The organism is Ruegeria sp. AL11, from assembly GCF_056540865.1.
Genome location: NZ_JBQFXO010000006.1, coordinates 309505 through 320901, shown reverse-complemented (window position 1 = coordinate 320901; position 11397 = coordinate 309505). Strand labels below are relative to the sequence as shown.

General features: G+C 59.1%; 13 protein-coding genes. 9 read left to right on the top strand and 4 right to left on the bottom strand.

Annotated elements, in window-relative coordinates; translation table 11 throughout:
- Nucleotides 1-148 precede the first annotated feature (148 nt).
- Complete coding sequence (locus ACR0IP_RS12295) at nucleotides 149-493, top strand: YbaB/EbfC family nucleoid-associated protein (RefSeq protein WP_480525801.1); 345 nt, start codon at nucleotides 149-151, stop codon at nucleotides 491-493.
- Nucleotides 494-554: 61 nt separating this feature from the next.
- Nucleotides 555-1148 carry a recombination mediator RecR gene (gene recR / locus ACR0IP_RS12290; protein ID WP_480525799.1) on the top strand — a complete coding sequence of 198 codons (594 nt, stop codon included), beginning with the start codon at nucleotides 555-557 and terminating at the stop codon, nucleotides 1146-1148.
- 70 nt (nucleotides 1149-1218) lie between these two features.
- Here recR and ACR0IP_RS12285 read toward each other — a convergent pair whose 3' ends face one another.
- Nucleotides 1219-1716: a lactoylglutathione lyase family protein gene (locus ACR0IP_RS12285; protein ID WP_480525797.1), complete on the bottom strand. Its 498-nt coding sequence runs from the start codon at nucleotides 1714-1716 to the stop codon at nucleotides 1219-1221.
- Nucleotides 1717-1913: 197 nt separating this feature from the next.
- Between ACR0IP_RS12285 and ACR0IP_RS12280 the strand changes: the two genes are divergently transcribed.
- Nucleotides 1914-2402: a hypothetical protein gene (locus tag ACR0IP_RS12280; RefSeq protein ID WP_480525795.1), complete on the top strand. Its 489-nt coding sequence runs from the start codon at nucleotides 1914-1916 to the stop codon at nucleotides 2400-2402.
- Here ACR0IP_RS12280 and ACR0IP_RS12275 read toward each other — a convergent pair.
- On the bottom strand, nucleotides 2399-3040 hold the full coding sequence (locus ACR0IP_RS12275; protein ID WP_480525793.1) for a ribonuclease T2 family protein: 642 nt from the start codon (nucleotides 3038-3040) through the stop codon (nucleotides 2399-2401). The genes ACR0IP_RS12280 and ACR0IP_RS12275 overlap by 4 nt on opposite strands.
- Before the next feature lie 129 nt (nucleotides 3041-3169).
- On the opposite strand from ACR0IP_RS12275, the gene ACR0IP_RS12270 reads away from it, so the two are divergent.
- Entirely contained in the window at nucleotides 3170-3934 is a 765-nt protein-coding gene (locus tag ACR0IP_RS12270) for a DUF1013 domain-containing protein (RefSeq protein WP_170690629.1), read from the top strand.
- Nucleotides 3935-3986: 52 nt separating this feature from the next.
- Nucleotides 3987-4376, top strand: coding sequence for a hypothetical protein (locus ACR0IP_RS12265; RefSeq protein ID WP_170552503.1), 390 nt, complete (start codon nucleotides 3987-3989; stop codon nucleotides 4374-4376).
- 53 nt (nucleotides 4377-4429) lie between these two features.
- Here ACR0IP_RS12265 and ACR0IP_RS12260 read toward each other — a convergent pair whose 3' ends face one another.
- Complete coding sequence (locus ACR0IP_RS12260) at nucleotides 4430-5461, bottom strand: permease (protein ID WP_419738915.1); 1032 nt, start codon at nucleotides 5459-5461, stop codon at nucleotides 4430-4432.
- Nucleotides 5454-5762, bottom strand: a complete 309-nt coding sequence (locus tag ACR0IP_RS12255; RefSeq protein WP_480525790.1) for an ArsR/SmtB family transcription factor — start codon at nucleotides 5760-5762, stop codon at nucleotides 5454-5456. Before ACR0IP_RS12255 ends, ACR0IP_RS12260 begins: the two co-directional genes overlap by 8 nt.
- A gap of 132 nt (nucleotides 5763-5894) precedes the next feature.
- Between ACR0IP_RS12255 and pdxR the strand changes: the two genes are divergently transcribed.
- The 4 genes from pdxR to ACR0IP_RS12235 all read left to right on the top strand — a co-directional run bounded on the left by pdxR (nucleotide 5895) and on the right by ACR0IP_RS12235 (nucleotide 11392).
- Nucleotides 5895-7355, top strand: a complete 1461-nt coding sequence (gene pdxR / locus ACR0IP_RS12250) for a MocR-like pyridoxine biosynthesis transcription factor PdxR (protein ID WP_480525788.1) — start codon at nucleotides 5895-5897, stop codon at nucleotides 7353-7355.
- 128 nt (nucleotides 7356-7483) lie between these two features.
- Complete coding sequence (gene xsc, locus ACR0IP_RS12245) at nucleotides 7484-9262, top strand: sulfoacetaldehyde acetyltransferase (protein ID WP_170642664.1); 1779 nt, start codon at nucleotides 7484-7486, stop codon at nucleotides 9260-9262.
- A 5-nt stretch (nucleotides 9263-9267) separates the two neighbouring features.
- On the top strand, nucleotides 9268-10305 hold the full coding sequence (pta, locus tag ACR0IP_RS12240; RefSeq protein ID WP_480525786.1) for a phosphate acetyltransferase: 1038 nt from the start codon (nucleotides 9268-9270) through the stop codon (nucleotides 10303-10305).
- Between the two features lie 55 nt (nucleotides 10306-10360).
- Nucleotides 10361-11392 carry a YeiH family protein gene (locus tag ACR0IP_RS12235; RefSeq protein ID WP_480525784.1) on the top strand — a complete coding sequence of 344 codons (1032 nt, stop codon included), beginning with the start codon at nucleotides 10361-10363 and terminating at the stop codon, nucleotides 11390-11392.
- The last annotated feature ends 5 nt before the right edge of the window (nucleotides 11393-11397 follow it).

Below are 11397 nucleotides of genomic sequence, written 5' to 3'. Positions count from 1 at the left end.
CGCTCGGGCTTTGCCCGAGCGCTGCCGGGCCCAACGGGAGGAAAGGTTTTGCCAAAGACCTTGACGAAAGGCGGGAGCGCGCTCTGCTCTTGTGTCACCACGGTGACCCCCGTATCTAGGCACAAACCGGACTTACAGGAGAAGCAAGATGCTCAAAGGACTAGGCGGCCTGGGCGATATGGCCAAGATGATGAAATCCGCGCAGGATCTTCAGACCAAGATGACGGAGATGCAGGAAGAGCTGAACAACCTGATGGTTGTCGGTGAATCCGGCGCAGGGCTGGTCAAGGCGACGGCAACCGCCAAGGGAGAGTTGAAGGGCCTGGATATCGACCCGTCGATCTTCAATGGCGACGACAAGGAAGTAGTCGAGGATCTGATCCTTGCGGCGATCAAAGACGCTCAGACCAAAGCCGCTGAGCGCTCACAGGCCGAAATGACCAAACTAACCGAAAGCATGGGCCTGCCCGCAGACATCAAACTGCCGTTCTGATCTTCATCATTGCGCGAATACACTCGCCGGAGGCTCCCTCCGGCGCCAGACAGGACAGGCCGTGAGTTCCAACAGCGACATCGACAACCTGATTGACCTGATGGCCAAACTTCCCGGCCTCGGCCCTCGCTCGGCCCGCCGCGCGGTGCTGCACCTGATCCGCAAACGTTCCCTGCTGCTAACGCCGCTGTCCGACGTGATGCAGCAGGTCGCCATCACCGCCCGCGAGTGCCTGAATTGCGGCAATGTGGGCACCACCGAAATCTGTGACATCTGCAACGATGAGGCCCGCGCGACCGGAGAGCTTTGCGTGGTCGAGGACGTCGCCGACCTCTGGGCGATGGAGCGTTCAGGCGTGTTCAATGGGCGCTATCACGTGTTGGGCGGCACGCTTTCGGCGCTGGATGGCGTTGGCCCGGATGAGTTGCGCATTCCTCGCCTCAAGGACCGGGTTGTGGCCGAAGGCGTCACCGAGATCATTCTGGCCCTGAACGCCACCGTCGACGGCCAGACCACAGCGCACTACATCGCCGATCAGTTGGAGGGGCAGGTCCGCCTGACCTCACTGGCGCAAGGCGTGCCGATTGGAGGCGAGCTCGACTATCTGGATGACGGGACGATTACCGCAGCACTGAGGGCACGAAAAGAGCTCTGAGCATTGCAATATGACAGCAACCGGAACGCTTTCACCCCTTCCGGTTGCACACGAGACACCCCCTCGTATTTCAGGTGTAGGCGCCCGAAGAGTACGTCAATTCGTAAGAATGGCTGTAGATCTCGAAGACAATACCAAAGGGGTCTTCGACGTAGACCATTCGGTAGGGTTTCTCTCCGGGATAATAGTATCGAATCGGCATACGTTGTTTGCCACCCGCTGCAACGATTTTTTCTACCAGGCCTTCGACATCCGGGTCTTGGACGCAAAAATGGAACGTACCATTCTGGCGAAAATCGATATTGTTTTCCGGTACATAATTCCCGTCAAACTCGAAAAGCTCGAACCCGATGCGATCAGCAGTCGCGAGATGCGCAATACGTAGTTTTTTCCACTCAGAACCAAACACATCAGTGCACATAACACCAATATCCGTGTCATCCTCTACCACATCAGTCGGTGGCATGATCACGTAGAAACCAAGGACTTCGGAGTAAAACTTTACAGCCTCGTCAACGTTTGGGACGGACAATCCGATGTGAGAGAATGTTCTTGGATGTTGCGGCATGGCTCGTTCCTTGTCTTATGGGGCAAAAACTATTGTGCCACAGCCGAGTTTCAAGCGCCTCCCCGGCGAGACATAGCCTGGTTCAGCCATGCACATAGGTCTTCTTTCGCGATGATATCAGTCAAGAATGGCCTTTGCCTGCCGCACGCGGCGTGTACTATGGCCATGACCTTATCCGTTTGATTTTGGGAACCGTTATGAAACGCCTTTTTGCCCTAACACTTGCCGCCTTTACAGCCACTGCAGCGTTTTCGCAGCAACTGATCGACAAGGGCTTCGTCGACGGCTGGAACATCATGATGGACCCCGCGTTGGGCAATGGGTGCCTGATCCAGACGGTGTATCAGGACCTCTCGGTGGTGCGGATCGGTTACGACGCGCTAGGCAATCGCGGGTATTTCGCCGTCTACAACAAGGCGTGGGGCGATATTAAGCAGGGCCAAAGCTATCCGATCCGATTTGATCTGGACGGCAAAAGCTATGACGCCACCGCCATTGGCTTCAACGAGCGTGACGTCCCCGGCGCGACCGTATTTTTCACGGATCGGAATTTCGTCACCGCAATCGCTCAGAACAAGACGATGACGGTTTACAACCCGGCCGGCGAAGTGGTGATGGCCATCGACCTCAAAGGCACCGCCAAGGCGCTGGAATACGCGCGAGATTGTCAGAATAAAAAGCTCTAGCGAATCGGGTCGAACAGGGCGTCCTTGGCCGTGCAGTCCCGGATGACATCGCGGCCGCAGGGCACGGGATCAAGGTCGCGGGACAGGCACAGGCGAACCTCTTCGATGTAACCCTGTTTGCAGGTGATGGTGATCATGTCGCGCTCGAGCTTGGGATTGGCCTTTAGAAAGGCCTCTTCGACGATCGACGCGGGCAGTTTGACCGAGCTATCAAGCTGGCGGAACACCTCGGGCCGGGTCACGCGACCATAAGCTTCGCGCGACAGATCCATATAGCCCCGCGCCGACAAGCCCGAACAGGTGCCGTGTTTCTTCCACTGATGCCATGCAAGGCCCGCACTGCCCTGAATATCCTCCATCGCGCGGGTCATTGCGCGCGACGGCGGGGCCTCGGGCGTGCGGCAATAGGAGGGCCAGCCCTGATGGAACTGAGGCCAGAGCCCGTGCAATATCCAGCCATGGTCATGCCGGGCGTCGCATTGATCTGATCCACGCGCATCCCCTTCGCGCGCGCACCAGTTCGGAGACCAGCTGAGCGCCAGAACGTAGTAGTCGAACTCACCCGCCTTTTCGCCCTCGGCCAGCGCGGCGACGGCGCTTGTGACCCACAAAACCAGCGCTAAAAACCCATGGCGCATTCGCCTCTTCCCTTCTTGCGTCGCGGCGACTATATACACCCCAAGTTCCCCGACAACGGAAACCTGCCCCAAAACCCGGGGCCGCCGAATTCCGGCGACGGGACAGATGTATGTATAGGAGACGGGCTGATGGCAAAACCGCTTATGGCCAAGGCAACAGCCGTATGGCTGGTGGACAACACCACGATCAGCTTTAAGCAGATCGCGGATTTCGTAGGAATGCACGAGCTTGAAGTGCAGGGCATTGCCGATGGCGATGTGGCCGCTGGTGTTAAAGGGTTCGACCCGCTTGCCAACAACCAGTTGACGCAGGAAGAGATCGATGCAGCGCAGAACAACCCGCTGCACAAGCTGAAGCTCAAGTTCAACCCGTCGGCAACGGGCGAGGAAAAGCGCCGTGGCCCGCGTTACACCCCGCTGTCCAAGCGTCAGGACCGTCCGAACTCGATCCTGTGGCTGGTCAAGTTCCACCCCGAGCTTAGCGACGGTCAGATCGCCAAGCTGGTTGGCACCACCAAGCCGACCATCCAGTCGATCCGCGAACGCACGCACTGGAACATCGCCAACATGCAGCCCATCGACCCGGTTGCCTTGGGCCTGTGCAAACAGTCCGAACTGGACGCCGTGGTGCAGAAGGCCGCTGCGAAGAAAGCCGCCGAAGGCGGCGTGATGAGCGATGACGAGCGCCGCAAGCTGGTCTCGACCGAGCAGTCGCTGGAAATGGACGCAGCACCGAAGATCCCGACCGCGATTGAAGGTCTGGAAACCTTCTCGCTGTCGGACGAGCCGGAATCCGACAAGGAAGACAGTGATCCGATCGTGGACGCCGACAGCTTCTTCAACCTGCCCAAAGGTGGCGGGGACGACGAAGAAGAAGACGATCTGCGCCCCTGATTTCTGGCCCGCCCCGGTCTAAACTGGCTGGGGCGTTTTCTCGGGACCTCTCATGCTCAGCATTCTATCTGCCATCTTTGGCCCACACCGCGCCGTTACGATCTACGCCTTTCTGAAAACCTGGGGTTTAGGTCTGGCGGCTGCTGTGGTCATGGCTTTCATCGTCGGCGGCCTTTTCCTACTGGGGGACGACGGCGAGCATGAGCATCATTCCTTCATGACCGTCCCGGTTTTGTCAGCCACAGCGATCAACGGGGATCTCAAGAACGGGGTCATCGCCTCAGTTCGTCTGCCGGATGGGACGGCCACGTCGATCACCTCAACCGAGGCTCCAGTATCCCAATCGGTCGGCACCAGCGCTTGTGTGGAAAAACGCGTCTACGTGGAAAGCGGAGAAGCACGATACAGGTTCAAACTGCCTCGGTTCTGCGAGGCTGGTTGATCCCTAGCGAACCAGAGGAAAACGCCCGGGCACTGCGCCGGGCGTTTTCTTTTTCAGAGCATCTGGAACAAGATCCCGGCGACAATCGCGCCCCCAACCCCGAGGGTCAGATAGGTAGCGAAGACGCGCGGTTTCACCAATGACCAGACCGCAGCCATGGCCGGGATCGAGCTGACCGCCCCTGCCACCATGAAGGACATGGCCGCGCCTGCCGTCATGCCTTGCTCCATCAGTCCCGCCAGAAGCGGCGGCGCGACATAGGAGTTCAGGTAGGCGGGCATTCCGACCAGCGCGGCCACGACGATGGGCAGCACGCCTTCTCCGCCGACAACGCTTGCGATCAGGTCGGCAGGCACATAGCTGACCAGAAGCGCCTCAAGCACATAGGCCAGAGCCAGCCATTTCAGCAGGAAGAGACCGTTATGCACGAACTCAGAACGGAAACGCTGACGGCGTTCGGGTTCCTGCCAGAACGTCCAGACGGGTTTGTCATCCAGCTTGGGGCCGCACCCACAGCATCCGGCGGGTTTGTATTCCCGCAGGGGCTGAGCGAAGGCCCCGTTGCGCATCAGAAGACGCACGGCGAACCCGCCGAACAGACCTAAGGCAACCGCTGCAACGGCCTTGCCGATGGCAAAAGGCCACCCCAATGCGCCTGCGGTGATCAGCAATGTCGGCGGGTCGATGAGTGGAGAGCTAAGCCAGAAGGCCATCACCGCAGAGAGCGGCGCGCCCAGTGCCAGAAGCCCGGCGATGAATGGGATCACCTCACAGGAACAAAACGGCGCAAGCCCTCCGAACAGGGCGGCCAGAAAGATCATCCGGGTTTCTCGCCCTTCAAACGCGCGTGCTACCATGACTTCGGCACCGGTGGCCTTGAGATAGGACAGCAGAAGGACGGCGAACAGGATATACTGGCCCGTATGCGCCAGTGCTTTGGCGGCGAAACTTACGACCTCAGCCCAGTTGCCCGGATCGAAAACTGCGACCAACGCCAGTATCGCGACGATCAAAGCCCAAGGCGTTTTGATCACATCCAGCGCGAGTTTGGCCGAGGCTTTTGGGTTTTGTGATAGTTCAGCCATCGTTTGCGGCCTTTCCGACTTCGTCTGCGCAGCATTCGCTTAGAATAAACTGCGCCAGGTTTCGCAACTCGTTGAAACAGGCGCGATTGATCGTCGTGCGCCCGATCTTTTCCTGTTCAACCACACCACCTGCAGCCAGACACCGAAGGTGATGCGCAAGGGTGGAGGGGGCGATGCCGGTACGTGTCTGGATCTCACCCACGGTCAGACCGGCCTGCCCGGCCCTCACAAGTGTTTTCAGAACCTTCAACCGGGCCTCGGACCCCATGGCCGAAAATCCTGCTGCAGCGGTTTCCCACATCTGAATTCTCCATTAAACTATATTTCTAGTTATTTAGGTGATTCGAATTTCCTCGTCAAGCCACATCACAAATTCACTCCGAGGTATGTAAGTCCAGATTGCCACCGCCTTAAGTCCAACCTATAAGCGCTCATGGCTATCTCGGTTGACACTTTCTTTCTTGAGCTGAACGGACAGGGGACGCTGCAGGCGCAAATCCAGCAGATGATCGCCGAAGGCATTCTGTCGGGTCGGTTCCACATTGGGGAAAAGCTGCCCTCGTCGCGCAAACTGGCAACCCATCTGGGCGTCAGCCGGATTACGGTGACGCTGGCCTATACCGAGCTTCTGGCCAATGACTACCTGACCGCCAAAGGGCGTTCGGGCTACTATGTATCCGAAAACGCGCCGGTCCCGCCGAAATACACGCCCGTCCCGCGCAGCGAAGAGACGGTCGACTGGGACAACGCACTGGCCCGGCGGTTCTCGGGCGGCAATGTGCTGACCAAACCTCAGGACTGGCGCAACTACAAATACCCGTTCATCTACGGGCAGGCTGACCGGACTCTGTTTGACCACGCGAACTGGCGACTTTGCGCGGTTCGGGCGCTGGGACACAAGGATTTCGAGTCCCTTACGACAGACTACGCTGATCAGGACGATCCTCTGCTGGTCGAGTTTATTGCCCGCCACACCCTGCCACGCCGAGGCATCACCGCCCGCCCCGAAGAGATCCTGATCACGCTGGGCGCGCAGAACGCATTGTGGCTGGCCTCGCGCATTCTTCTGAAGAAGGGGCGCACGGCGGCAATTGAAGACCCCTGCTACTACGCTCTGCGTGAGCTGCTGAGCCATTCGGATTGCACCATGTCGCCAATCCGCGTGGACGGTGACGGGCTGCCGCCTGAGGCTCTGCCAGACAACACCGATGTGATCTTTACCACCCCCAGCCACCAAAGCCCGACAACGGCCACCATGCCCGTCAGCCGCAGGACCGCCCTTTTGGAACGCGCGTCCGCGCTGAACGCCATGATCGTCGAGGACGACTACGAGTTCGAGATGGCTTATCTGGGCGCGCCCTCACCCGCGCTCAAATCCATGGATCGCGACGGGCGGGTAATCTATGTGGGCAGCTTCTCGAAATCGCTGTTTCCGGGGTTGCGCCTGGGCTACATGGTCGGGTCTGAAACCTTCATCCGCGAAGCCCGCGCGCTTCGATCGCTCGTATTGCGGCATCCTCCGGGGCATGTTCAGCGCACGGCAGCCTATTTCCTGTCCCTCGGGCACTACGACGCACAGATCCGGCGCATGTCGAACGCCTTGGCCCAACGGCGAGAGGCGTTGGACAAAGCCGTTCAAACCCATGCGCTGCAGGTCGCAGGGCGCGGCGTGCTTGGCGGTTCGTCTATTTGGATGGAGGCCCCCTCGCATGTAGACACCGCGCAACTGGCCGCCACATTGCAGGCGCAAGGGGTGCATATCGAGCCCGGTGCGCCGTTCTTTTCGGGGCCGAAGCCGCCTCGGAATTTCTACCGTCTAGGGTATTCCTCGATTGCGCCGGACCGCATCGAGGCCGGGGTGAAGCTGATCGCGGATGCGATCCGGGACAGTTGACCGACGGCTGGACGTATTCCGCCGCCTCATCTGGCCCTAACGCCATCCGCACCCATACGCCAAAACCGTATCAAAGGCCGGGCTGAACCCCCCGGCCAATTCACGCATTCAGTTTTGGAGAGCCACCGATGAAAATGACCACGGAAGAAGCCTTTGTTAAGGTTCTGCAGATGCACGGGATCGAGCATGCCTTTGGCATCATCGGTTCTGCCATGATGCCGATCTCGGATATTTTCGGGAAAGCTGGCATCACCTTCTGGGATTGCGCGCATGAAGGCTCGGGCGGGATGATGGCCGACGGCTACACCCGCGCCACCGGCAAAATGTCGATGATGATCGCGCAGAACGGCCCGGGCATCACCAACTTTGTCACCGCCGTCAAAACCGCCTACTGGAACCACACCCCGCTGCTGCTGGTCACTCCTCAGGCCGCGAACAAGACCATGGGCCAGGGCGGTTTCCAGGAAATGGAACAGATGCGGATGTTCGCAGACTGCGTCTGCTATCAGGAAGAAGTACGCGACCCGTCGCGCATGGCCGAAGTCCTCAGCCGCGTGATCACCAAAGCCAAGCGCGCCTCCGCCCCGGCACAGATCAACGTACCCCGTGACTTCTTCACTCAAGTTGTCGACATCGAGCTGCCTGCAGTGGTCGAATTCGAACTGCCTTCGGGCGGCGCCTCTGCCGTGACCGAAGCTGCCGCTCTGCTGTCCGATGCCAAGAACCCAGTCATCCTTAACGGTGCTGGCACGGTACTGTCCGCGGGCGGCATCGAAGCGTCGAAAGAACTGGCCGAGCGTCTGGACGCCCCCGTGTGCGTTGGCTACCAGCACAACGACGCTTTCCCCGGCTCGCACCCGCTGTTTGCTGGCCCTCTGGGTTACAACGGCTCGAAAGCTGCGATGGAGCTGATAAAGGAAGCAGACGTGGTTCTCTGCCTTGGTACACGTCTGAACCCGTTCTCGACCCTGCCCGGATACGGTATGGAGTACTGGCCGACTGAAGCGAAAATCATTCAGGTCGACATCAACCCGGACCGCATCGGCCTGACCAAGAAGGTCTCCGTTGGTATCGTTGGCGACGCAGCCACCGTTGCAACCAGCATCCTGGCACAGCTTTCGGGCACTGCGGGCGATGAAGGCCGCGATGCGCGTAAGGCGAAAATCGCTGAAACCAAGTCGCGTTGGGCGCAGGAACTGACCTCAATGGACCACGAGCAGGACGACCCGGGCACCACCTGGAACGAACGCGCCCGTGCAGCCAAGCCGGACTGGATGAGCCCGCGCATGGCGTGGCGTGCGATTCAGTCCGCACTGCCGAAAGAGGCGATCATCTCGTCCGACATCGGCAACAACTGCGCCATCGGCAACGCTTACCCCTCGTTTGAGGAGGGCCGCAAATATCTGGCCCCTGGCTTGTTCGGCCCCTGTGGCTATGGTCTGCCGTCAGTGATCGGCGCCAAGATCGGCTGCCCGGATGTGCCCGTTGTTGGTTTCTCGGGCGACGGTGCCTTTGGTATCGCCGTAACCGAGCTGACTGCAATCGGCCGTGAAGAATGGCCCGCGGTGACCCAGATCGTCTTCCGCAACTACCAGTGGGGCGCTGAAAAGCGGAACTCGACCCTGTGGTTCGACGACAACTTCGTCGGCACCGAATTGGACACCAAGGTCTCTTACGCCGGTATCGCGGAAGCCTGCGGTCTGAAAGGCGTCGTCGCCCGTACGCAGGACGAACTGACAGCTGCGCTGAACCAGGCGATTGAAGATCAGAAGAACGGCATCACCACCTTGATCGAAGCCATGATCAACCAGGAACTGGGTGAGCCGTTCCGTCGCGACGCGATGAAGAAGCCGGTTGCGGTTGCGGGTATCGAAGCAGCAGACATGAAGCCGCAAGTCGAGGCCTGATCGCGGTGAAGCCCCTCCATCAAATTCTCGGGGCTGCGACCAGTTCCAAAAAGACCATCGCCCTTGCTGAGGGCGATGATCCACGTGTTGTAGAAGGTGCGCTGAAAGCACGTACCGAAGATGCAGCCGATATTATCCTTGTCGGCGATCAGACCAAAGTTGCCTCTTTGCTGGCTGAAAAAGGCGGAACGGATGTTGCCGGGATAGACATCCACGATCCGGCAACTTCGCCCCACTTGGATCGCTTTGCTGATGCCTATTTCGAACTGCGCAAACACAAAGGCGTAACGCCTGAGACTGCGAAGTCGCTGGTGCAAAACCGTCTGAACTACGCCGCGATGTTGGTCCATCTCGGGCTGGCTGACGGCACGGTCGGCGGTGCTGTGGAAACCACGTCGGACACTGTTCGCGCCGCTTTGCAGATCATCGGCAAAGCACCTGACGCCCATATGGTGTCCAGCTTCTTTCTGATGATCTATGACCGCGACCACCACACGGTTCAGGGCGCCCATATTTTCGCCGACTGCGGGCTGGTCGTTGATCCGAACGAACGCGAGTTGGCCGAGATCGCTCAGGCCTCGGCCGCATCCTATCGCACACTCACCGGGAAAGAGCCTCGTGTTGCGATGCTATCTTTCTCGACGAGCGGCAGCGCCAGCCATCCGAAAGTGTCAAAGGTGGTTGAGGCCACACAAATCGCCAAAACCGCCAATCCGGACCTGATCATCGACGGAGAGTTGCAGTTCGACGCTGCCTATGTGCCAGAGGTCGCCAGTAAGAAAGCCAAGAATTCGCCATTGGCAGGGAAAGCAAACGTGTTTGTCTTTCCCAACCTCGATGCGGGCAACCTGGGGTACAAGATCGCCCAACGTATTGGCGGGGCCGAGGCCATTGGGCCTGTTCTACAAGGCTTGGCAAAACCCGCAAACGACCTGTCGCGCGGCTGCTCTTCGGACGATGTGTTGCACATGATCGCCGTGACCGCCGTGCAGGCACAACAAGTGGGTTCATCGCAAGAGCCAGCTCATCCAGCTACTGCATAACCTCTGCGGCTTTGCCGTTTAACTGTAAACGTGTTCAAGAAAGATCAACGAACCGATGCTGGGTAAGACTGAACTCAAAAGCTCCTTAGGCGCGGATGTCGCCCAGACGGCTCGAACCATGTTCCCCGGGGTTATGGTGGCGATCACCGTAGCCGTAACGGCAAAATTCCTGTCGGAACACTACGCGACCCCAGCCATGCTGATGGCCTTGCTGCTTGGCATCGCACTCAGCTTTCTGGGCGAAGAGGGCAAGACTGTCCCCGGCATCGGTTTTGCAGCCCGATCCCTGCTGCGGCTTGGCGTGGCGCTTTTGGGTGTGCGGATTTCCATGACGCTGATGATGGGATTGGGTTGGGACCTGATCGCCCTTGTGGTTGGCGGCGTATTGGCCACTATCGCGTTCGGTTTGTTAATCGCACGGTTCTTTGGTCACAAATGGCGCTTTGCATTCCTAACCGCCGGCTCTGTCGCCATCTGCGGCGCGTCTGCCGCAATGGCGATCAGCGCCATCCTGCCCAAAGACGAACGCTCAGAAGAGCGGCTGATTTTCACCGTTCTGGGCGTCACAGTGCTGTCGACCATCGCCATGATCGCCTATCCTATCTTGGTCCGTTCGCTGGGCATGGATGACGTAGCAGGCGGCGTATTTCTGGGCGGCACGATCCACGATGTCGCCCAGGTTGTTGGCGCCGGGTTCTCAATCTCAGAACAGACCGGCGACACCGCCACGCTGGTTAAACTGTTCCGTGTGGCGATGCTGGCCCCGGTGGTTCTAGTCGCCTCACTGATCATCCGCACCGTCACCGACATGGACGAAGCAGGCAAGCGCCCTCCCATCCTGCCCGGCTTTGTGATCGGGTTTCTAGTGCTGGCCGCGGCCAGCTCATTCGGCCTTATCCCGGCCTTCCTGTCCGAGTTACTCAGCCAGACATCCCGCTGGTTGCTTCTGATCGCGATCGCTGCGGTTGGAATGAAGACGAACCTGAAACAAATCCTCTCGGTCGGAGGCGCAGCCATCGCCCTGATCGTCGTGGAAACTCTTTTTATTGCAGGAATTATCCTCGCCGGACTAACATTCCTAACCTGACCCGC